Genomic DNA, 21,872 nt, shown 5'->3' with positions numbered 1-21,872 from the left:
GGATCGGGAGGCCGGCCGCGGCGCTTGCCGACGCTATTGACTCCGTGACGGGATCGCGGGTGAATGGCACGCCAGAATCTGAAACAGGTTTCAATTCACTGCACAGGGTCCGTACCCCGCAAGGGAATCGGCGGACCATGAGACAGCCGCCTCGGGCGGGTGTGACGAATCCCGAGCGAGTCGACCGCCCAGGTACGGCACCGGAGCGCCGAGCCCAAGGCGGTGCGACGCTCCCCGGCACCCGCTCCGGTGTGGTGTTCGACCACCCCGCCCTCCCCGGCGTCCGGTGGGAACCCTCTGAAGGGAGCAGCACCGCATGTTCAAACCCAGCAGGAAGACCGTCGCGACACTCGGCGTCGCGATGGTCGCGGGTACCGCGGGACTGGTGGCGGGTGCGCCGATGGCGTCCGCCGCCTCGGTGAATCCGGAACTGACCTGTACCGAGCCGATCCTGCACTGGAACAAGGTCGGCAAGCAGACGTTCGATGTCGCGCTCACGCCGAACACCGGCAACGCGCCGGCCACGGTGCAGGCCAAAATCGACGCAGGCGAGAACCCGCTGCGTCCGGACGACCCCTTCCCCGGCATCGGCTTCGTCGGCAAGTACACCTTCTCACTCAGCACCGGTGGCGAAGTCACCCTGACCGCACCCAAGTTCATCTCGGACATCGGTCCCACGCAGGGCATCGACCCGCCCGAGTTCACCGCCGACCTCGCGCTTCCGCAGGCGGCTCCGGGAACCACGATCGAGCTGACACTCAAGACGTTCGCGCTCGACGTCTACCTGGAGGGCATGCCGGACCCGGTCACCACGGCGACCTGCCAGGTGACCGGTGACAACGGGGTGGTCGCGTCCTACAAGGTCTCCGACGCCCCGCCGCTCGACCCGACCCTGACCACCACCCCGGGACAGGTCAAGCCCGGCGGCTCCCTCACCGTCGCCGGCGCGAACTGGCCCGCGGGTACGCCCACGGTCGCCCTGTGCGACGCGAGCGGCAACGCCTGTGACCCGGCCAAGGTCACCGGCGCGCTCACCGTCACGGACGGCGCGCTGGCCGGTACCGCGACCATCGGCGCGACGGTCGCGGACGGCTCGTACCAGCTCAAGGTCACCGTGGGCGACAAGTCCAAGACCTCGAACGTCACGGTCAAGGCGGACGTCCCGAGCAACCCGCGCAAACTCACCCTGAACCCGACCCACGGGCCGGTCGGCACCAAGGTCACCGTCAACGGTGAGGGCTACACGCCCAACGCCGCCGTGTACGTGGTCCCGACCAACGCCGCCCACCAGCCGGACGTGCCCGGCATGGTGACGGCGACGGCGGGCGCGGACGGGAAGTTCACCGCCGAGGTCACGGTCACCAAGGCCGACACCACGCTGATCGCGGGGTCGGAGGACGCCGCCGGCACGCTGTCCGCCGGCGCGCCGTTCACGGTCGACGGGGGCAACCCCCCGGCCGGCACGCTGAAGCAGGACCTCACCGGCTCGATCGCCGGCGGCGGCCTGACGATCTCCCAGGAGAACGGCGGAATCAAACTTTCCGACGTGACCCTCAACGGCACCCAGCAGAACATGACCGGCGCGCTGAACACGGTGACGGTCAAGGACTACCGCGGCGGCGCCACGGGTTGGACGCTGACCGGCGCGGTCACCGACTTCACCAACGGCTCCGGCGGCACCATCGCGGCGGACAAGTTCTCCTGGACACCGAAGATCACCCCGGGCGAGGGCTCGCCCAGCCAGGCCGTGGCCGGCAGCGCGGGTCCGATCGGCACGACCGGCGCCACCCTGGCCTCCGCGCCCAACGCGGCGGTCACCGGCGGCACCTTCGCGGCCGACGCGGGTCTGAGCCTGGCGGTTCCGGCCTACCAGGCGCCCGGGAACTACAGCGCGACGCTCACCCTCTCCATCTCCTGACCGACATCTCCCGCCGGACGCCATCGGCGGGAGACCCAGAACGGCCCGGAAACCGGGGGCCCGTGGGGCACGGACACCATCCGTGACCCACGGGCCGCCGGCGGCGGGCCGCTGCGGATCGACGCAGAGCGGAGGGTGGGGCGGGCAGCCGGCCCGTCCCGCCCACACCGCACTCGGACGATCCGCGCACGCGACACCCAGGCACACAGCGCGGGCCCTTCGGATCCGCTCCCGAAGCCGGCCCTTTCGATCCGCGGCACACAGACCAGCTGGAGACACCGATGACGGGCACCCCGGCCCCACCGCTTCGCCGACAAGGCGGACGCACCCGATCCCTGGCCACCCTGTTCGCGGTGCTGGCCACGCTGTTCGCGTCCCTGACACTGGTCGCCTCGGCACCCGCGTCGGCGGCGGGCAACGGCGAATGGTCGGTCGACCCGTACGTACCGGACGGCACCAGCCAAAACGCCCGTCGCTACTTCTTCCTCGAAGGCGCCGCCGGCACCACCGTCCCCGACGTGGTGACCCTGCACAACACGAGCCAGGCGCCGCTGACGCTGAAGCTGTTCGGCGCGGACGCGTACAACACCGCGCGCGACGGCGGCTTCGCGCTGCGCACGGTCACCGACAAGCAGAAGGACGTCGGCACCTGGATCCAGGTGGCGCCGGAGAACCAGACGCTGACCCTGCAACCGGGGGAGAAGCGCCAGGTCCCGTTCAACATCGTCATCCCGCCGAATGCCACGCCCGGTGACCACCCCGGCGCCGTGGTCGCGCTGAACACCGCGATCGAGGGCACCCAGCAGCAGGGGCAGATCAAGGTCAACATCCAGCGCCAGATCGGCGCCCGGGTGTACCTGCGCGTACAGGGCGACGCGCTGCCCGCGATGGACGTGCAAAAGGTCGAGGTCAAGCGCGACTCCGGCTTCCACGAGTTCTTCGGGTCGAGCAAGGCGACGATCACCTACCGGATCATCAACCGGGGCAATGTGATCCTGCGGCCCAAATTCGACCTGAAGGTCGAGGGGCTGTTCGGCCGCAAGCTGATGGGCAAGACCGAGGAGGGCATCGAGATCCTGCCCGGCTCGACGGTGGAGAAGGTCGTCGAGTGGAAGGACGCGCCGCGCCTGGACCACGTCACGGTCAAGGTCGGCGCGGTGGCTCCGGACCAGAAGCTCGAAGACTCGGCGAGCACTTCGTACACCGCCGCGCCGTGGCCGAGCCTGCTCACGCTGGCCGCGATCCTGATCCTCGCCGGTCTCGGCTGGGGGCTGTGGCGCAACGGACGCAAGGGCAAGGGCGGGGACCCGGCCGAGCCGAACGGGCCGACGGGGCCGAACGACGATACGACGGTGCTGCCGCCGGTTCCGGCCGCGCCCACGGCGTCCGCCGCACCGGGTGTGGCCGGGGCGTCGGCCGAGCCGGCGGAGCCGGTCGAACTCGCGAAGGCGGGGGCTTCGGATGCGGCGAGGGCCGCTGCGGGCGAGGGAGCTGCGAACGAGGCTGTCGCCGGCGCGACCGGGGCGGGCGCGGTCGAGGACGCGCAGGCCGAGAGTGCCGCGGCTGCGGACAAGCGGGACGAGGACGAGTCGGGCGAGGGCAGGGCTGTTGCGGCCGAGTCGGGGTCGGCCGAAGCGGGTTCGGACCCGGCGGTGGACGTGAAGGCGGCCGAGGGCACGCCGGCCGATGCCGAGGCGGTTGCGGCCGATTCCTCCGATGACGCGCCGGTCGCGGCCGAGGCGGCGGCTCCCGTCGCGAAGCAGTCCGCCCAGGACACGGGCGACGCGGCCGAACCGGACGCCGAGGCCGGCACAACAGCGGCCCGGGAGAACGAGGTTGCGGCCGATGCGGAACCGGCCGGCTCCGAGGCGGCGCCCGAGACCGGGGCCGAGGCCGCGAAGCAGCCGGCCGCGACCGCCGCCGAGTCCGTGCCCGTCGGCGACCGCGCGGACGCGTCCGTTGCCGAGGGCTCCGCCGACTCCGCGGGGGTCGGCCGTTGATCCTGGCCAACCGGGTCCGTCACGTGGTTCGAGTCGTCCGCCCCCGCGGGGCCGCGCTCGCGCTGATCGCCGTGTTGCTCCTGGGCTGCATAGCCCTGGGCGGCACGGCGCCCGCGCGTGCCGCCGACCCCCCGCCGCCGGGAGCGGGACCGAGCGCGTCGATCGACCCGGGCAAGGTCGCGGCCGGGGACAAGGTGTCGGTCGTCGGTGGCGACTGGACCCCCGGATCCCTGGTCCAGGCGAGCATCTGCGGCGAGAACGGCCTGCGCGGCACCGTCAACTGCGCCGCCGCCAGTGCCGCGAGTGGAACGGCCGACCCCGGCGGCAACATCTCGATCACGCTGACCGCCGCCGTCCCGCCGTCTCCGTGTCCGTGTGTGGTCCGGATCGCGGTGATCATGAACGGCCCGCCGAAGGACGCGAGTGTGCCGCTGGAGATCGACGGCGCGCCCTACGCCCCGCTGCCGGTGACGGTCAAGACGCCCGGCCGGCTGGTCTTCATCGACAGCGCCATGGTCGGCGAGGACTCGATCTTCACCTGGTTCGGCTCACCCGTGCAGCGCCGGTTCCGGATCGAGGTCGGCAACATGGGCCAGACCGCGATCATCAACCCGACCTTCCGGATCGGCTTCTACGAAGGCGTGTACGCCCCGACCTGGGAGAACTACGAGTCGCACGTCACCATCGCGCCCGGACAGCGCACCACCATCTCGCTCCCGGTGGAGCTGAACCCCCGCCAACACGGCACGTTCAGCTGGCGGGTGACCTACGACAACCAGATCGTGGACGAACAGGCCCTGGAGGTCGGCCGCCCGTGGGGCGTGTACATCTTCGGCGCACTCCTGGTGATCGTGGTCCCGGTGGCGGCTTGGCGGCTGTTCGTGCGTGTCGTCGAACTGATCGGCGAGCAGCGGGCCCGCCGCACCGGCGAGCGCGAGCGCGAAGTGGGCCTGCCCGAGTCCTCGTTGCGCGCGTCCAGGGCCGACAAGAACCGCAAGTCGGCCGAGGACGCGGCGGATGACGGCGCGGCGGATTCCCGTACGGCGAACCGGCGCCCGGCCGGGACCGATGTCGAGCCGGTCGACCTGAGCAAGCGCCCGATGCGCTCGATGGTCGAGACGGTGGCCATCGGCGGTCCGCTGTACGCGGATTCCGAGCCCGGCGGCGACGATCACCCCCGTGCCGGCGCGTCCGGGGGAGGGGATCGATGACCCCGCGACCCGGCAAGGGCGTCGGCGCCCTCGTCGCGATCACGGTCGTGGCGGGCACCGTGCTGGTGTTCCACTACGGCCCCGGCGGCGAGTTCGGGGCGTCGCGTACCGATGTCAGCGACCAGGCCGGACCGGGCGGCGGCGGTACGTTCCGCCCTGTGCCGACCGCCGGCGCGGACACGAACTCCGCCCCGCCGGGCACCGGTTCGACCGGGACGGACCCGTCCGGCTCCGGCCCCGCCGGTGACGGCACGAGCGGCGGCGGGAGCGGCGCGACCGGCGGCACCGGTACCGGAGACCTCGACTGGGACACCAGGATCGAGCAACCCCGTACCCCCGACCGGGTGGACGGCAACGTCAACCCGGGCCCACTGGCGGTCAGCACCCCGAACGCCGGGCAGAGCCGGCTCGTCGTGGACCGCGGCACCGGCACCGCCAGGGGCGCGCTGAACCCGATGCTCGTCCAGGACTTCCGCGGTTCGCGCAACGGGTGGACCCTCACCGGCGCGATGTCCGACTTCCGTGCGGAGGACGGTTCCCGGATCGAGGCGCACAACCTCGTCTGGGAGCCGTACTGCACGCCACACCCGGGGCGCGGCCCGTATCCCAGCTCGGCGAAGCCCGGAGACCGGACCCCGTCGAGCCGTACCGCGACCCTCTGCTCCACCTCGTCCTCACCGGGTGTCACAGGGGGTGAATTCGATGTCGGCGCGGATCTGACCCTGCGTCTGCCCGACCGCAACACGTCGGCCGAGAGCTATTCGGCGACTTTGACGCTCACGCTCAGCTGACCGAAACGACGGGGTGGGTCCCGCCCCGACGAAGGGAGCACAACCTGATGAGCAAGGCCAAGACAAGACTCGCCACCGCCGCCGTCGGCGGCATGCTGGTGGCGGGTGGCACGGGCGTGATCGCGTTGGCGCCCGCAGCAAACGCCGCTCCGGTCAAGGTCAACATGACCTGCAAGATTCCCTACCCGGACGGGGCGCCGGACGTCACCGACGATTTCAACATCACGCTGACGATGCCCACCACCAAGACCGCCCCGGGCGGTGAGGCCACCGTCAAGGTGAGCATGGGCGCCACTCCGGTCAAGGGGCCGGAGGACGTCGGCGAAGTACCGTTCACCGCTTCCTTCGACGCGAAGGCGTCGGGAGGGTCGACCAAGGACCTCAAGATCGTCGGCCAGGAGGGCAAGACGGTCAACGTCGTCAAGGGGCAGCCGATCACGCTTCCCGACTTCGACGCGAAGATCACGGTGCCGGCCGACGCCACGGGCGACATCGACATCACGCCGACCAAGTTGGTCCTGACCGCCGTCGTCGACGTGCCGTGCACGGTCAACGGCACGCCCAAGCTCGGCACCATCCCGGTCGACCGCAACGCCTCACCGTCGCCGTCCACCTCGGCATCGCCCTCCACCTCCGCGTCGCCGTCCACTTCGGCGTCGCCGTCCACTTCGGCCTCGCCGAGCACGTCGGCCGAGCCGCCGGGGCCGCCGAACGGCAAGGAGGTCAACGTCGACTACGCGTGCAAGACGGTGGTCAAGGACTTCCCCTCGGTCGTGATTCCGGACACGACGGCGACCTACGGCGTCACCATCCTCGTCCCGAGCACCGCCTCGAAGGGCGCGAAGCTCGACATCTCGGCCAAGTTCAAGGACAACCTGGTCGGCAAGGCGCCGGCGAGTCTGCCGGGTCCGAACATCGATCTCGCGTTCACCCCGACCTTCACCATCGACGTGGCGGAGGGTTCGCACAAGGTGCCGCTGGATCTGGTCGGTCCGGAGAAGTCGATCAAGGTCAACAAGGGTGACCCCCTGACCCTGGACGGTCCGCTCACCGGCAAGTTCGACGTGTGGGGCGGTGGCGACTTCACCTTCACGCCCGGCACCCTGGTGATCACCTCCAAGGCCACCCTGGGTTCGCTCAAGGCCACGTCCATCACCACCTGCACGACCACCACCGCCCCCGTCTCCGCCACCCTCAAGGCCAAGGGCGACGCGGGCACCCCGCCGCCCACGCTGACCCAGTCCCCCTCGGGCAACGTCGACACCAACGGCGGCAGCAGCACCGGCGGCAGCACCGGCGACCTCGCGCACACCGGTGCCTCCGGCGGCGGCATGACCGCGTTCGCGATGGCGGCCGGCACCGCCGTGCTCGCGGCGATCGCGCTGATGTTGTTCGTGCCCTACCGTCGTCGGATCCGCAACCAGGTCTGACGCCCGGTCGGTTCCGGGCACCACGACCGAATCCGGCCCGAACCGAAACCGCATGCGAAGGGTCCCCTTGCCGGTCCTCACCCGGCCGGGGGACCCTTCGGCCGTATCCCGCCCGACTCCCGCCCCGGCCCGACTCCCGCCCCGACTCCCGTTCGCCGCCCACGAGAAGGAACGCGACCCCCGATGGCTCTCTCGGCTTCACGCCCGGTCGGCGCCGCCCTCGCCCTGGCCTGCGCGGTCGGCCCGGCGCTCGCGCTCGCCGCGCCCGCCGCGGCGGAACCGCTGACCGTGCCGGTGCACTGCGTCATCCCGTTGGACCAGCCCGCCGTGGACGGTCCGCAGCAGATCTCCCTCGACGGCCCGACCGATCCGATCCGCCCGGGCGAGAAGGCGCGGATCAAGGTCACCCTCGGCGGCAGCCCCGCCACCAGCCCGCTGCCGTTCCCCGGCACCCCGCTGACCCCGTCGATCCAGCTCGTCCTCTCCGGCGGCGCGAGCGGCGAACTAACCCTCCAGGGCCCGAAGATGCGCGTGGACATTCCCGGTACGCCCGCGCTGATCGTGGTGCCGCCGTACGAGGGCGAGATCACCGTGCCGCTCGACGCCAAGGGCGACATCCGGATCGCCCCCGGCAAGATGGTCACCACCACCGCGATCTTCGGCGACCAGATCACCACGTGCTTCCCGACCGCGCCCGCGCCGCCCGCGATGACGCTGCGGGTCGACCTCCAGGGCGCGGCCCCGGACGGCCCCTCGGGCACTCCGGGCGACCCGACGGCCGGAGCACCCCCGGCATCGGCCCAGGCGCCGGCCCAGACCCCGCCGGGGGGTACACAGGACCCGACCGCGAGCGCGGCGCGCAGCCCCGACGCGATGGTCGAGAGCCGGGGCGGCGACGACGGCGAGATCTCCGGCGGAGCGATCGTCTGGATCGTCGCCGGCGGGCTGATCCTGCTGATGGCCGCGTCCACGATGGTGTTCTCCTGGCGTCGCCACAAAGACGACGAATGGTGAGGTGAACGCCGCCCTCCGGGCACCCGTCCGCCGTCCTTCGGTCGGCGAAAAATGCCCGCCGATCCCGGGCTCCCGCGGTCCGCTCGTACGGAGCTCGTCAACGTGGCGCCCCCGCGTCAGTAACATCAAGGTCATGACCCGCGTACTGCTCGCCGAGGACGACGCATCCATCTCCGAACCACTCGCGCGTGCGTTGCGCCGAGAGGGCTACGAGGTCGAGGTGCGCGAGGACGGCCCAAGCGCTCTCGAATGCGCCGCGCAGAGTGGGGTGGACCTGCTCGTCCTCGACCTCGGTCTGCCCGGCATGGACGGCCTGGAGGTGTGCCGGCGGCTGCGCGCCGAGGGGCACGGCTTCCCGGTGCTCGTCCTGACCGCGCGCGCCGACGAAGTGGACACCGTGGTCGGCCTCGACGCCGGTGCCGACGACTACGTCACCAAGCCCTTCCGGCTCGCCGAACTGCTCGCGCGTGTGCGTGCGCTGCTGCGGCGCGGCGCGGCCGACGTCGGCCAGGGTGTGCACGGCGTGCGGATCGACGTCGACTCGCACCGTGCCTGGATCGGCGAGGAGGAGCTGCAGCTCACCGCCAAGGAGTTCGACCTGCTGCGCGTGCTCGTGCGCGACGCGGGCCGGGTGGTCACCCGCGACCAGCTGATGCGCGAGGTCTGGGACACCACCTGGTGGAGCTCCACCAAGACGCTCGACATGCACATCTCCTGGTTGCGCAAGAAGCTCGGCGACGACGCGGGCAACCCCCGCTACATCACCACCGTGCGCGGCGTGGGCTTCCGCTTCGAGAAGAGCTGAGCCGGGCCGACCTCGCGCGAGCCGACCTCGAAAAGCTGACGGGATCCACCTTGCGTCGCAGGCTCATCAACACCACGCTCGGCGTGGTCCTGGTCGTCGTGGCCGTACTCGGCGTGCCGCTGGCGTTCGTCGAGACGCACGCGATCGAGAACACCGCGGGCGACAGCCTCAAGGCCGAGGCCGCCCGCATCCTGGAGGTCGTCGAGCTGCGGATGGCCTCCGGCGAACACTCCGACGCCGCGCTGCTGCGCCGCCAGGTCGAGCCGCATCGCTACGCGATCGTGCGGTTGCCGGGCGATCCTCCGCTGGTGATCGGCGACAAGCCGAGCGGCCGGGTCTTCGAGAAGACCATGCCCGGCGAGATGGGCGACTCGGTCACCGTCGGCGAGCCGCGCGAGCGGGTGACCACCAAGATCCGCGAATCGCTGCTGCTGATCCTGGGCGTGGCGCTGCTCGCGGTTGCGGCCGCCGCCGCCCTCGCGGTCTGGCAGGCCCGCCGGCTGGCCCGCCCGCTGACCGATCTGGCCGAGACCGCCGAGCGCCTGGGTTCGGGCGACCCCAGGCCCCGGCACCGCCGCTACGGCGTGCCCGAGCTGGACCGGGTCGCCGAGGTGTTGGACCAGAGCGCCGAGCGGATCGCCAGGATGCTCACCGCCGAGCGCCGGCTGGCCGCCGACGCCTCGCACCAGCTGCGCACTCCACTGACCGCGCTGTCCATGCGCCTCGAGGAGATCATCGCCACCGAGGACCCGGAGATCGTCAAGGAGGAGGCGGCGATCGCGCTCTCCCAGGTCGAGCGGCTGACCGACGTGGTGCAGCGGCTGCTGACCAGCAGTCGGCGCGGCAGCGGCGGGCGCGACCCGCGCAACATCTCCGCGGTCACCGTCCGGGTGGACGACGTGATCCAGCAGCAGATCGACGAGTGGCGGCCCAACTTCCGCGAGGCCCGCCGCAGCATCCGGGTCGAGGGCGAGCGCGGGCTGACCGCGGTGGCCACGCCGGGCGCGTTGTCCCAGGTGCTGGCCACGCTGGTGGAGAACACGCTGATGCACGGCGCGGGCGCGGTGAACATCCGGACCCGGATCACCGGGACGTCCGTGGTGGTCGAGGTGGAGGACGAGGGCACGGGCGTGCCCGACGAGCTGGGTGCGCGGGTCTTCGAGCGGGCGGTCAGCGGCCACAACTCGACCGGCCTGGGGCTCGCGGTGGCCCGGGATCTGGCCGAGGCCGACGGGGGGCGGTTGGAGCTGCTCCAGCAGCGACCGCCGGTATTCGCGGTGTTCCTGGCGGCCCACCCGGAGGAAGGGCACGGCTGACGGTTCGTCGCGTCGTGGTCGGGCGCGGCGCGGGGGTGGGGCGCGGGGGCGCGGTGTGCACCAGGAAGCTGCGCGAGGGAATTGCGCGAGAGAACCTGCGCGAGGCGGTGCGCGGGGGAGGTGCCGGCCGGTTCAGGCCCGGGAGGTCTTGCTCTCGTCCTCGACCAGCCGCGCGGCCTCGGTGTCCAGTCGGGTGCCGGCGGGTCCCGTCGGCCGATCGTCCGCGTCCTCGCCGCCCGGCGGCGCGACCACCCGGACCGGCTTGCGGTCGACCTCGTGGGTGCCGGTGAACACCCACGTGCGATACGACCAGAACCGGAACAGCGTGCCGAGCGGCAGGCCGACCGCGTACTTCGCGATGTTGTCCGCGAGCAGCGAGGTGTGGCCGAGCCAGTAGTGCGAGATCGCCACGGTGCCGGCCTCGATCGCCATGCCGACCCCGCTGAACACCATGAACAACACGAACTCGCGCCGACTGTCGTCGGAGGTGCGGTGCCGGAAGGCCCAGTAGCGGTTGCCGAGATAGTTCACCACGATCGCGACCGCCGTCGAGATCACCGACGAGCGCACCGAGGCCAGGCCCAGGTGGTCGCGACACAGGTTGAACACGATCACGTTCACGATCACGCCGAACCCGCCGACGGCGCCGAACTTCAGCGTTTCGTGCAGCAGGTGTCCGACCCGGTCGTACCAATTCCGGAGCGCCTTCACGACATGCCACCTTCGGCGACCGGTACGGGGTCCGGCCGTTTGTGCTTGAACACCCACGTGCGGAATGCCCAGAAGCGAAACAGCGTGCCGAGAGCCATACCGACGATGTTCGCCGAGATGTTGTCGGCGAGCTTGCTCTCGTAGCCCATCAGGGTGTGTGACACGAACACGCTCGACGCCTGGATGCCCGCCGCGATCGCGCTGAACACGAAGAAGAGTGTGTACTCGCGCCCGACGCCGGTGCGGTCCCGATGCCGATAGGTCCAGTATCGGTTACCGACGTACGCGACGATCGTCGCCGGGATCGAGGACGTGATCTTCGCGCCGACGCCGCCCATCCCCAGGGACAGGCACAGGTTGAACACGAGGACGTCCACCGCGTAGGCCAGGCCGCCCGCCACGAGGAACTGGGTGACCTCGGAGCGCACCCGGGCGATCCGGCTCGCCGGCGGCCCGGCGGCTCCCTCGGACGGGGCGTCGACGGGCGAAGGCACGGACGCTCCTCTGGCACCACGGGTGCTACCGACTTGACGACTCACTCGACGAGGGTAGCCGTCGCGGCCGTTCGACATCGGCGCCCGGTCTCCCTCCCGTTGCACACTCTTTACCGGAACATCCCGCGTCACGTGTGGCGCGGGTCCCCCGGGAGCGGTCCGGGGCACCGACGAACACCGGGGCAGCGCGCGTGGCGCGGCTTCGTGCCGCCGCGACCGGCTTCGCGCCGCCCGGCGCCGCGAGCGTCGGCGGTGGGTCGGTACCCTTCCCCCGTGACGTTCCCAGTCGTCGGCATGGTCGGCGGCGGCCAGCTCGCCCGCATGACGCACCAGGCCGCAATCCCGCTCGGCGCCCGCTTTCGCGTACTCGCCGCATCCCCGTCCGAATCCGCGGCCCAGGTGGTCGGCGACGTCGTGCTCGGCAGCGAGGACGATCTCGCCGACCTGCGCCGCTTCGCGCAGGACTGCGCCGTGGTCACCTTCGACCACGAGCAGGTACCCACCGCGCTCCTGGAGGCCTTGGAGGCCGACGGGGTCGCCGTGCGGCCGAGTTCACGCGCGCTCGTGCACGCCCAGGACAAGGGCGTGATGCGGGCCAGGCTGGCCGAGATCGGCGTACCGTGCCCGCGCAACCGGATCGTGGCCGACCCGGCGGAGGTCGCGGCGTTCGCGGCCGAGGTGGGCGGCTGGCCGGTGGTGCTCAAGACCACGCGCGGCGGCTACGACGGCAAGGGCGTGTGGATCGTCCGGGACGAGGACGAGGCGGCCGTGCCGTTCGCGGCCGGGGTGCCGGTGCTGGCCGAGGAGAAGGTGGACTTCACCCGCGAACTGGCGGCCTGCGTGGTGCGCTCGCCGCACGGCCAGGCGGTGGCCTACCCGGTGGTCGAGTCGATCCAGGTGGACGGGGTCTGCCGCGAGGTGATCGCGCCCGCGCCCGACCTGAGCGAGGAGCGGGCGGTCGAGGCCCAGCGGATCGCGCTGTCCATCGCGGGCGAGCTGGACGTCACCGGGCACCTGGCGGTCGAGCTGTTCGAGACCGCCGACGGCCGGATCCTGGTCAACGAGCTGGCCATGCGTCCGCACAACAGCGGCCACTGGAGCATCGACGGCGCGGTCACCTCGCAGTTCGAGAACCACCTGCGCGCGGTGCTCGACCTGCCGCTGGGCGACCCGCGCGCCCGGGCCCCGTGGACGGTGATGGTCAACGTGCTCGGCGGCGACTACCCCGACATGTACCGCCCGTACCTGCACGTGATGGCCCGCGATCCCGGGGTCAAGGTGCACATGTACGGCAAGGACGTGAAGCCCGGCCGCAAGGTCGGACACGTCACCGTGTGCGGCGACGACCTGGCCGACGTGCGCGAGCGCGCCCGGCACGCCGCCGACTACCTCCGAGGGGACATCACCGAATGAGCACGCAGCCCGTCGTCGGCATCGTCATGGGGTCCGACTCGGACTGGCCGGTGATGGAACTCGCCGCGCAGGTCATGGACGAGTTCGGGATCGGCTACGAGGCCGACGTGGTCTCCGCGCACCGGATGCCGCAGGAGATGATCGCGTACGGCACCGAGGCCGCCGGGCGCGGCCTGAAGGTGATCATCGCCGGCGCGGGCGGCGCCGCGCACCTGCCCGGGATGCTCGCCTCGGTCACCCCGCTGCCGGTGATCGGCGTACCGGTGCCGCTGAAATACCTGGACGGCATGGACTCGCTGCTGTCCATCGTGCAGATGCCGGCCGGCGTGCCGGTGGCGACCGTCTCGATCGGCGGAGCGCGCAACGCGGGGTTGCTGGCGGTGCGGATCCTGGCCGCGCACGATCCGGCGCTGCTGGCCCGGATGGGCGAGTTCCAGGCGGAGCTGAAGGCGCAGGCGACCGAGAAGGGGCGCAAGCTGCGCGAGCGGGTCGGGTCGTAGGGGGTCGTGGGCCGTCGTAGCCCGTCGTAGTCGGCTGTAGGCGGTCCTGGGCGGGCGGTCCCGGCCGGGTGGTGGCCGGTCGTGGTCGCCCACCGGGGCCCGAGCGGGTGCTCGGGTCCCGGCGTCGTGCGGCTCGGGTCGGGCTCAGGCCGGGCTCGGGCCCGTGCTCGTCATGGTGATGCGCTGGAGCTCCACCGCCGAGCAGCGGTCCATCACCATGTCCAGGCCCGCGTCGCGGACCCGCTGGTAGGCGCGCTCGTCGATCACGTCCAACTGGAACCAGACGGCCTTCGCGCCGATCTTGACGGCCTGGTCGGCGATCTCGCCGGCCTGGTCCGAGTTCACGAACACGTCGACCACGTCGACCGGGAACGGGATCTCGGCGAGCGTGGCGTAGCCCGGCTCGCCGTGCACGGTCTCCGCCTTGGGGTGCACGGGCACGACGCGCTTTCCCCACTGACGGAGGAACGCGGCTACTCCGTATGCGGCGCGGTGGGAGTTGGTGCTGAGCCCCACCACCGCCCAGGTGTGCGTGTCGAGGATCCGTCGGATCGTGGCCTCGTCGCCGTAAGGCATGCTGATGACCTCGCAGTCTTGTCTCGCTGCTCGCGGTGCCCCCCGACAGACGGACGGCGCGGCGCCGTCGGCCCGGTGAGTGTGCCCCCGGGGCGGGCCGGCTACTCAGGGGCGACCGAGAGCCCGGTACGTCCATCCTGCGCCGCGCCAGCGCACCGGGTCGAGGGCATTGCGCCCGTCGAGTACGCGGCGTTCGGCGACGATCTCGCCCAGCTCGGCCGGATCCATCTCGCGGAACTCCGCCCACTCGGTCAGATGCAGCACCACGTGCGCGCCGCGGGCCGCGTCGAAGGCGGTCTCCGCGAAGGTCAGGCCCGGATACATCTTGCGGGCGTTGTCCATCGCCTTGGGGTCGTACACGGTCACCTCGCCGCCCTGGAGCTGCACCTGGGCGGCGACGTTGAGCGCCGGCGAGTCGCGGATGTCGTCGGAGTCGGGCTTGAAGGCCGCGCCGAACACCGCGACCCGGCGGCCCAGGAAGCTGCCGTCGCACTGCTCGCGGGCGAGGTCGACCATCCGGAAGCGGCGGCGCATGTTGATCGCGTCCACCTCGCGCAGGAAGGTGAGCGCCTGGTCGGCGCCCAGCTCGCCGGCCCGGGCCATGAAGGCGCGGATGTCCTTGGGCAGGCAACCGCCGCCGAAGCCGAGCCCGGCCTTGAGGAAACGGCCGTTGATCCGGGGGTCGAAGGCGAGCGCCTGGGACAGCTGCTCGACGTCGGCGCCGGCCGCCTCGCAGACCTCGGCCATCGCGTTGATGAAGGAGATCTTGGTGGCCAGGAACGAGTTGGCGGCGGTCTTGACCAGCTCCGAGGTGGCGAAGTCGGTCACCACGAGCGGCACACCCTCGGCGAGCAGGGTCGCGTACACCTCGCGCAGCCGATCCTCGGCCGCCTGCGAGCGCACGCCGATCACGAGCCGGTCCGGGTGCAGGGTGTCCCGGACGGCGAAGCCCTCGCGCAGGAACTCGGGGTTCCAGGCCAGCTCGGCCGCGGCGCCCACGGGGGCCAGCTCGGCGATCCGGCTCGCCAGCCGATCGGCGGTGCCGACCGGGACGGTGGACTTGCCGACCACCAGGCAGGGCCGCTCCAGGAGCGGGGCGAGCGCGTTCACGGCGGCGTCGACGTAGGACACGTCGGCGGCGAACTCGCCCTTGCGTTGCGGCGTGTTCACGCAGACGAAGTGCACGTCGCCGAACGCGGCCAGCTCGGCGATGTCGGTGGTGAAGCGCAGCCGGCCGGAGGCGACGTGCGGGGCCAGCAGTTCCTCCAGGTCCGGCTCCCAGAAGGGGATCCGGCCGCTCGCGAGGGTGGCCACCTTGTCCGGGTCCACGTCCATCCCCAGGACCTCGAAGCCGAGTTCGGCCATGCACGCGGCGTGCGTGGCGCCCAGGTAGCCGGTACCGATGACCGTGATGCGGGGTGCCACGTACGTCACCTGACTTCTTCGTCGGAGGAATGGGTGGGATCCGGATCGAATCTGGATCGTATCGGCCGGGCCCGGGGCACCGTCGCCGAACCGTGGCCGTCCCGATGCGCGGGCCGGCGGGGTGCGGCTGAATAATTGTGGGCGTCCATGTTGTTTACTGAGCGGTAATAAAACAGGTATTCCCCGCAGCCCGTAGCCCTTCAGTCCCGAGAGGGCAGCCCTTCAGTCCCGAGAGGTAGGCACCCGTGGCCGGACGTAAAGACTTCGACCTGTTCCGCGTCTCCGAGGAGCACGACATGCTCCGCGAGTCGGTCCGCGCACTCGCCGAGGCGAAGATCGCCCCGTTCGCCGCTGAGGTCGACGAGCAGTCGCGCTTTCCCCAGGAAGCGCTCGACGCGCTCACCGCGAACGACCTCCATGCGGTCCACGTCCCCGAGGAGTACGGCGGCGCGGGCGCCGACGCGCTCGCCACGGTGATCGTGATCGAGGAGGTCGCCCGGGTGTGCGCGTCCTCGTCGCTGATCCCGGCGGTGAACAAGCTGGGCAGCATGCCGGTGATGTTGTCCGGGTCCGAGGACCTGAAGCGGCGCTACCTCGGCGCGGTGGCGCGCGGCGACGGCATGTTCTCCTACTGCCTGTCCGAGCCGGAGGCCGGTTCGGACGCGGCGGCCATGAAGACCCGCGCGGTACGCGACGGCGACTCGTGGGTGCTCAACGGCGTCAAGCGCTGGATCACCAACGCGGGCGTGTCCGAGTTCTACACGGTGATGGCCGTGACCGACGCGGACAAGCGTTCCAAGGGCATCTCGGCGTTCGTGGTGGAGAAGTCGGACGAGGGTGTCTCGTTCGGTGCGCCGGAGAAGAAGCTCGGGATCAAGGGCTCGCCGACGCGCGAGGTCTACCTCGACAACGTGCGCATCCCGGCCGACCGGATCATCGGCGAGGAGGGTACGGGCTTCGCCACCGCGATGAAGACGCTCGACCACACACGCGTGACGATCGCGGCGCAGGCGCTGGGCATCGCGCAGGGCGCGCTGGACTACGCCAAGGGGTACGTGCAGGAGCGGAAGCAGTTCGGCAAGCCGATCGCCGACTTCCAGGGCATCCAGTTCATGCTCGCGGACATGGCGATGAAGCTGGAGGCGGCCCGGCAGCTCACCTACGCGGCGGCGGCCAAGTCGGAGCGCGGCGACGCGGACCTGACCTTCCACGGCGCCGCGGCCAAGTGCTTCGCGTCGGACGCGGCGATGGAGATCACGGTCGACGCGGTGCAGTTGCTCGGCGGATACGGCTACACACGTGACTACCCGCTGGAGCGCATGATGCGCGACGCGAAGATCACGCAGATCTACGAGGGCACGAATCAGGTGCAGCGGATCGTGATGGCGAGGAACCTGCCGAAGTAGGCGGCGGCCGGAGTCGACGCGTCGTGGGGTGGCGTGGTCCCCGCCGTGCCCCCGCCGAGAGGTCTCGGCGGGGGCACGGCGGTTCACCCCCCCGGACGTCGCGAGGCGGCGGCAGTTCCGGCCGCTGATCCACAGCGAGCCCTCGACCCGGCCCTGCTCGCACATCCAGGCGTTGCGACCGCTCTGGTCGGCCACGACGAAGTCGGAGGCCGGGCCCAGTGGTCGGTGTCGCACGAGGTGGCGTAGAGGTTGGGCAGGTCGGGGGTCACCGAGGCACAGCGGAACAACTCGCCGGCCCGAGTGGGGGCGGTGGAGGCGGCGGTGGCGGTGGTGATGGGGGCGGCGGTGAGGAGGGCGACGAGCACTCCGGCGACGCGGATGGCGCGTCGGCGGGGGGCGAGTCCGGGGCTGGTCATGTCTTCTCCTTCGTGGGCCTGTCGTGGGGATCGGCCACGTCAATCCCATCCGGATGGTTTCCCCGGAAGAGGCGGATTGCGGTCACATCCTCCGAATGAGTGAACGGGCGAACGACGCGGTCCCCCGCCGAAGGCATCTCGGCGGGGGACCGTGTCCGTGTCGTTCGGGGTGGGTGGCCTTCTCGTCACCCGACGTGGGTGGCCGAGGTCGTCGCGGCCCGGTCGGTCTCCGGGGCGGCGGTGTTGCCGGCGACGACGGTCGTGGCCGGGGTGCGGATGACCAGCATGGCGATGATCGCCGAGGCCGCGAGCAGGACCGTCCCCACCGTGAACGCCAGGTGGAAGCCGCCGGTCAGGGCCTCGGCGGCGGACTTGCCCTGCCCCGCGAGGGTGTCGGCGCGGGAGGTGGAGAGGGTGTTCAGGAGGGCTACGCCGAGGGCACCGCCGATCTGCTGGGTCGTGTTGAACAGGCCGGAGACGACGCCCGCCTCCTCGGGCCGGGCGCCGGACATCGCCAGCGTGGCGAGTGCGGGCAGGACCAGGCCGCCGCCACCGATCAGGACGAACACCGGGAGCAGGTCGATCACGTACGAGCCGTCGACCGGGACGCGGGCCAGGTAGGCCATGCCGGCGGTGAGCATGAGCAGTCCGGCGACCAGCACGTTCCGGGCGCCGAAGCGGCCGATGACGCGGGCGGAGACGCCGAGGGAGACGACACCGATGGCGAGCGCGGTCGGGAACATCGCCCAGCCGGTCTTGGCCGCCCCGAAGCCGAGGACGTGCTGCATGTACAGGACGACCAGCACCTGGAAGCCGAACATGGCCGCGATCGTGAGCACTTGGAGGACGTTCGCACCGCTCACGTTGCGGGAGCGGAAGGTGCGCAGCGGCAGCAGCGGCGCCGCGACCCGGGCCTGGCGGAGCGTGAACAGCGCCAGCAGCCCGAACGAACCGGCAAGCAACGCCCAGGTCTTGGCCGATCCCCACCCGTACGCCTCGGCCTTCACGACGGCGTACACCAGCAACATCAGCCCGCCGGTGACCAGGACGGCCCCGACGATGTCGGCCCTGCCGCGAGCGCCGGAGGCGGGGGTGTCGGCATCCAGGACGCGTGTCGCCAGGAGCAGCGTGACGACGCCGATCGGGAGGTTGACCAGGAAAATCCAGTGCCAGTTCGCCGCCTCGGTGAGCACACCGCCGAGCACCAGGCCCAGGGACGCGCCCGCCGCGCCGATGAAGCTGAACGCGCCGATGGCCTTGCCCTGTTCGGCGGGTTCGGGGTAGAGCGTGACGATCATCCCGAGGCTGACGGCGGACGCCATCGCGCCGCCGGCGCCCTGCAGGAACCGCGCCGCGAGCAACATCTCGGGACTGGTGGCCACGCCGCACAGCAGCGAGGCGAGGGTGAAGACGGCGAGCCCGGCGAGGAACATGCGCTTGCGCCCGAAGAGGTCGCCGAGCCGTCCGGCAAGGAGCAGCAGGCCGCCGAAGGCGATCATGTAGATGTTCATGACCCAGGCGAGATCGGCCGACGAGAACCCGAGGTCCGCGCCGATCGAGGGGAGCGCGACGGTCACGATCGTGCCGTCCAGGATCACCATCAGCATGCCCGCGCACAGGAGGGTGAGGGCGAGGCCGCGCGGATAGGTGCGCGCTTCGCGCGGCGGCGTCTTGGCGGTGGCCGGCAGTGCCATGGCTCTGTCTCTCCTCGTATGGTCCGGCGGCCGGGGGCGGCGCGGCCCGGCTCTGCGCCGGGTGTTCGTCCGGCGGCGAGGGAGACGCTAGCAGATAGTTTTGTTCTAGACGATACGCATCGGACTTATTCTGTACGGGACGGTTAGTAAGTGCTGATCATGGGCGGTCGTGGCGACGAGGGGGCGCCCACCCGGGCGCCCCCTGGCCTGGCGCCGGACGGCCGCGACCAGGAAAGAAGCGCGGTACGTCCTGGAGGCTGCGCACCTCGAAGTGCGATGCCATGACCAGGGGGAGGTGTTGTCCCCGGGCGCGTCGGGGACGGCAGGGCCTCCGGGATCGATGCGGCCCCGAGAGCCGGGAGAGTACGCGCACGACGAGCCCCGGTCGGCCGGCTTGTCCGGATGGCGCTGTTCGGCCCGACGTCCGGCGATGCGGGAGTCGGCCGTGGGCGAGGAGGCGCCGGTTGAGTCCGGCCCTCGATCGACGCATCGGTCGAGGGTCGGACGTAGTGCGTCTACGGCAGTGGTGTTGGTCCGGTGGCTCGCATTTCCATGCCTCTCGAACGTCGGGTTCGTGGACGCGCTGTTCCGGGTGGGATCAGATGGCGTCCGCAACGGCGTAGTCCGCGCCCGCTTGCCGGCCGGAGCTGTGGGTCGTCACGAAGTTCACGCGGAGTTTCGCCCCCGAGTGGGTGCGGATCTGCAACCCGTACGGAATGGCCCCGGGAGACTCCGCTTCCGAGTACCGGTCGATGTGGGCCACCTCGGAGGATGTGGCGATCACGGCCGCGATGAATGCCTCGACGTCGCCGGTCCGCACTTTGGCACCGTCGATCTCGGGCGTGGGAAGTGGTGTCATGGGTTCGCCCTCGACCACGTTCTCGGGCTGGTCGTACTGGTCGCCCGGAGCCGACTCCGCGGTGATTCCCAGCTCGACCACGCCCCCGTTGCGAAGGGTCAACAGCAGGCCGTAAGGCCCACGCTTGGGCGAGGCTTGCCGCCCGGCCTCGGTGGGCGTCCGGACCTGGGTCACGCTGCCGGACTCGGCCAGCCGTTGTTGCAGCCAGGGAGTGAACCGGGTTGGGCGCACAGGGTGTCCTTCCGTGGAGCGGGGCAGCAGTCTAAAACCGGCGAGACTCGCCCGAAATCGACAACTGAAAGGTTGGGACATCCGCGTATTGCTCGGCGGAAAAACCGGCCGGCAGCGGCGGGCAGGGGTGCGGTGCGGTTGGGTCCGCCGGAGAGGCTTTCCGAGGGGGTCGGGTGCTTTCGGCGGGGCTTGCGTCTTGGTTGCCGAGGGTCGGGGCGGGTCAGAGTCGCCTGGTTGGCCGCCGCCGGCGTGCGGGGCTCCGAGACCGGGGGCTCCCGACGACACGCGCGCTTTGCTCGGTGGAGAACCGGCCGGCAGCGGCGGGCAGGGAGAGGGGTCGGGTTGAGTGCGCCAGGGCGCCTTCGCGAGTGAATTGGAGTGCTTCGGGAGGGGCTGGGGTTCGAAACCGGATCTCGATGGGTGGTTCGGAGCCTTGAGTCTCGGTGACCTGCGGTTTTGCGTGGTCCGAGCGGAGAATCGGGTGCCGAGTGCCGGTTTCGTGCGTCTGGGGCTCCTCGACGGCGGTGGGGGAGACCGAAACTGCCCGGTCGAGGCGGTTTCGCGTGCTTCGGCCTCACGCAGACCGGCGAGGACGACCGAAACTGCCCGGTGGGGGCCGGTGGGGGCCGAAACCGGATCCCGAGGCACCCGAAACGGCTCCCCTTTCACTCCGACCTGCGGTTTTCTCTCACTTCAGCGCTGCAACACCCGACGCCATCCGGTTTCGTGAGCCTTCGTCACTCACATGCCCACCGCACACCGAAACGCCCCGACCCACTTGGAAAGGCCCCCGGCAAACCCAACCCGACCCCGCACCCCTGCCCGCCGCTGCCGGCCGGGTTTCCGCCGAGCAACACGCTTGTCTCGCCTGGGGCTTCGGGTCTTGGAGCCCCGCACGCCGGCGGCGGCTCACCCCGGCGACTCTGGCCCGGCCTGCACCGGCACGCCGCAACCAAGTGCAATGCCCGGTGGTGCTCTCGGCTTTGCTTCGGTCGATGGGATGACGTTTTGGGGATCGGATGCACGGTGATCCCCGGTTGGATCCTGCCCGCCCCGTTCTGAAGGGGTGAAGGTGTGGTCAGTCGTGGGCGAGGCCGGATTCGATGCGGTCGGCCGGGTTGGGGAGGTGGGCTCGCCAGTCGACGGGGAGGGGGTGGGGTGGTGCGGCGCCGGTCAGGACGCGGATCGCGTTTGCGAGGGCGGGTCTGCGCGTGATCGCGGTGCGCAACCATCCCACGAGTGAGTGGAGTTGGCGGTTGGGACGCCGGTTGGGTGGTTGTGGTCGGTATCGTGCGTATGCCATTGCTGCCCTTCGGGGTTGCGGGTGTCGCAGGTGGGCGGGCGCTGCTTGGAATCGGTCACCCGCCCACCTGCGGGTCAGTCGGATCGGCGGGCTGCCTCTTCGATGTGCCGGACGTCGTAGCGGTCGACGGTCCACTTCGGGGTGCCGTCGAGGGGTTCGACGGTGACCATGCCGACGCCGGTGAGGGTGACCCGGCCGGTCCGGAACTCGTTGCGCTGGTCTTCGTGCGCGTGCTCGACGATGTCGCCTTCGCGCACCAGGGGCAGGCTGCTCATGCGAACTCCTCTTGTGAGATCGGTTGTTGGCTTGACGGGTGGGGTGTAGACCGCGTCCGTCGCCGCGTCGGGTGAGAGGACGCG

18 protein-coding genes are annotated in these 21,872 nt (G+C 71.2%); 11 read left to right on the top strand and 7 right to left on the bottom strand.

The window, feature by feature from the left end:
- The first annotated feature begins 316 nt into the window (after window positions 1–316).
- From ACWGR4_RS23225 to ACWGR4_RS23190, 8 genes are all read left to right on the top strand, one after another.
- Complete coding sequence (locus ACWGR4_RS23225) at window positions 317–1,918, top strand: hypothetical protein (RefSeq protein ID WP_379999831.1); 1,602 nt, start codon at window positions 317–319, stop codon at window positions 1,916–1,918.
- A 281-nt stretch (window positions 1,919–2,199) separates the two neighbouring features.
- A complete protein-coding gene (locus tag ACWGR4_RS23220; protein ID WP_452132319.1) occupies window positions 2,200–3,918 on the top strand; it encodes a WxL protein peptidoglycan domain-containing protein in 1,719 nt (572 codons plus the stop codon).
- A gap of 23 nt (window positions 3,919–3,941) precedes the next feature.
- Window positions 3,942–5,129: a hypothetical protein gene (locus tag ACWGR4_RS23215; RefSeq protein WP_379999836.1), complete on the top strand. Its 1,188-nt coding sequence runs from the start codon at window positions 3,942–3,944 to the stop codon at window positions 5,127–5,129.
- Entirely contained in the window at window positions 5,126–5,920 is a 795-nt protein-coding gene (locus tag ACWGR4_RS23210) for a hypothetical protein (protein ID WP_452132320.1), read from the top strand. The genes ACWGR4_RS23215 and ACWGR4_RS23210 overlap by 4 nt, the downstream gene beginning before the upstream one ends.
- A gap of 47 nt (window positions 5,921–5,967) precedes the next feature.
- Entirely contained in the window at window positions 5,968–7,350 is a 1,383-nt protein-coding gene (locus tag ACWGR4_RS23205; protein WP_452132321.1) for a hypothetical protein, read from the top strand.
- 183 nt (window positions 7,351–7,533) lie between these two features.
- On the top strand, window positions 7,534–8,364 hold the full coding sequence (locus ACWGR4_RS23200; RefSeq protein WP_452132322.1) for a hypothetical protein: 831 nt from the start codon (window positions 7,534–7,536) through the stop codon (window positions 8,362–8,364).
- Between the two features lie 133 nt (window positions 8,365–8,497).
- The gene (locus tag ACWGR4_RS23195; RefSeq protein ID WP_020556678.1) at window positions 8,498–9,169 is read left to right on the top strand and encodes a response regulator transcription factor; all 672 of its coding nucleotides are present in this window, start codon (window positions 8,498–8,500) and stop codon (window positions 9,167–9,169) included.
- Window positions 9,170–9,219: 50 nt separating this feature from the next.
- Complete coding sequence (locus ACWGR4_RS23190) at window positions 9,220–10,485, top strand: ATP-binding protein (RefSeq protein ID WP_379999845.1); 1,266 nt, start codon at window positions 9,220–9,222, stop codon at window positions 10,483–10,485.
- 132 nt (window positions 10,486–10,617) lie between these two features.
- Here ACWGR4_RS23190 and ACWGR4_RS23185 read toward each other — a convergent pair whose 3' ends face one another.
- On the bottom strand, window positions 10,618–11,196 hold the full coding sequence (locus tag ACWGR4_RS23185; protein WP_452132323.1) for a GtrA family protein: 579 nt from the start codon (window positions 11,194–11,196) through the stop codon (window positions 10,618–10,620).
- Window positions 11,193–11,690, bottom strand: coding sequence for a GtrA family protein (locus ACWGR4_RS23180; protein WP_379999849.1), 498 nt, complete (start codon window positions 11,688–11,690; stop codon window positions 11,193–11,195). Before ACWGR4_RS23180 ends, ACWGR4_RS23185 begins: the two co-directional genes overlap by 4 nt.
- Window positions 11,691–11,963: 273 nt before the next feature.
- Here ACWGR4_RS23180 and ACWGR4_RS23175 point away from each other — a divergent pair, with 273 nt between their 5' ends.
- Window positions 11,964–13,103: a 5-(carboxyamino)imidazole ribonucleotide synthase gene (locus tag ACWGR4_RS23175; protein WP_379999852.1), complete on the top strand. Its 1,140-nt coding sequence runs from the start codon at window positions 11,964–11,966 to the stop codon at window positions 13,101–13,103.
- The gene (gene purE, locus ACWGR4_RS23170; protein ID WP_379999855.1) at window positions 13,100–13,603 is read left to right on the top strand and encodes a 5-(carboxyamino)imidazole ribonucleotide mutase; all 504 of its coding nucleotides are present in this window, start codon (window positions 13,100–13,102) and stop codon (window positions 13,601–13,603) included. The genes ACWGR4_RS23175 and purE overlap by 4 nt, the downstream gene beginning before the upstream one ends.
- A gap of 144 nt (window positions 13,604–13,747) precedes the next feature.
- Here purE and ACWGR4_RS23165 read toward each other — a convergent pair whose 3' ends face one another.
- A complete protein-coding gene (locus tag ACWGR4_RS23165) occupies window positions 13,748–14,179 on the bottom strand; it encodes a CoA-binding protein (RefSeq protein WP_452132324.1) in 432 nt (143 codons plus the stop codon).
- Window positions 14,180–14,284: 105 nt separating this feature from the next.
- Window positions 14,285–15,604 carry a UDP-glucose dehydrogenase family protein gene (locus ACWGR4_RS23160; RefSeq protein ID WP_379999859.1) on the bottom strand — a complete coding sequence of 440 codons (1,320 nt, stop codon included), beginning with the start codon at window positions 15,602–15,604 and terminating at the stop codon, window positions 14,285–14,287.
- A gap of 245 nt (window positions 15,605–15,849) precedes the next feature.
- Here ACWGR4_RS23160 and ACWGR4_RS23155 point away from each other — a divergent pair, with 245 nt between their 5' ends.
- Complete coding sequence (locus ACWGR4_RS23155) at window positions 15,850–17,010, top strand: acyl-CoA dehydrogenase family protein (protein WP_379999861.1); 1,161 nt, start codon at window positions 15,850–15,852, stop codon at window positions 17,008–17,010.
- Between the two features lie 601 nt (window positions 17,011–17,611).
- Here ACWGR4_RS23155 and ACWGR4_RS23150 read toward each other — a convergent pair.
- The 3 genes from ACWGR4_RS23150 to ACWGR4_RS23140 form a co-directional block, all read right to left on the bottom strand.
- On the bottom strand, window positions 17,612–19,120 hold the full coding sequence (locus ACWGR4_RS23150; RefSeq protein WP_452133066.1) for an MFS transporter: 1,509 nt from the start codon (window positions 19,118–19,120) through the stop codon (window positions 17,612–17,614).
- Between the two features lie 598 nt (window positions 19,121–19,718).
- Window positions 19,719–20,210 carry a hypothetical protein gene (locus ACWGR4_RS23145; protein WP_452133065.1) on the bottom strand — a complete coding sequence of 164 codons (492 nt, stop codon included), beginning with the start codon at window positions 20,208–20,210 and terminating at the stop codon, window positions 19,719–19,721.
- A gap of 1,377 nt (window positions 20,211–21,587) precedes the next feature.
- A complete protein-coding gene (locus ACWGR4_RS23140; protein ID WP_452133064.1) occupies window positions 21,588–21,788 on the bottom strand; it encodes a hypothetical protein in 201 nt (66 codons plus the stop codon).
- Window positions 21,789–21,872 lie beyond the last annotated feature (84 nt).

It is taken from the genome of Embleya sp. NPDC055664 (assembly GCF_053618075.1).
Note: the sequence above shows the minus strand (reverse complement) of the source record. Positions and strands in the feature narration are given on the sequence as shown.

Excerpts from the sequence above, each read along its gene's own strand:
- ACWGR4_RS23225 (WP_379999831.1), top strand. The coding sequence starts at position 317 with ATGTTCAAACCCAGCAGGAAGACCGTCGCGACACTCGGCGTCGCGATG.
- ACWGR4_RS23200 (WP_452132322.1), top strand. The coding sequence starts at position 7,534 with ATGGCTCTCTCGGCTTCACGCCCGGTCGGCGCCGCCCTCGCCCTGGCC.
- ACWGR4_RS23150 (WP_452133066.1), bottom strand. The coding sequence starts at position 19,120 with ATGGCACTGCCGGCCACCGCCAAGACGCCGCCGCGCGAAGCGCGCACC.
- ACWGR4_RS23220 (WP_452132319.1), top strand. The coding sequence starts at position 2,200 with ATGACGGGCACCCCGGCCCCACCGCTTCGCCGACAAGGCGGACGCACC.
- ACWGR4_RS23165 (WP_452132324.1), bottom strand. The coding sequence starts at position 14,179 with ATGCCTTACGGCGACGAGGCCACGATCCGACGGATCCTCGACACGCAC.
- purE (WP_379999855.1), top strand. The coding sequence starts at position 13,100 with ATGAGCACGCAGCCCGTCGTCGGCATCGTCATGGGGTCCGACTCGGAC.
- ACWGR4_RS23205 (WP_452132321.1), top strand. The coding sequence starts at position 5,968 with ATGAGCAAGGCCAAGACAAGACTCGCCACCGCCGCCGTCGGCGGCATG.
- ACWGR4_RS23195 (WP_020556678.1), top strand. The coding sequence starts at position 8,498 with ATGACCCGCGTACTGCTCGCCGAGGACGACGCATCCATCTCCGAACCA.
- ACWGR4_RS23140 (WP_452133064.1), bottom strand. The coding sequence starts at position 21,788 with ATGAGCAGCCTGCCCCTGGTGCGCGAAGGCGACATCGTCGAGCACGCG.
- ACWGR4_RS23210 (WP_452132320.1), top strand. The coding sequence starts at position 5,126 with ATGACCCCGCGACCCGGCAAGGGCGTCGGCGCCCTCGTCGCGATCACG.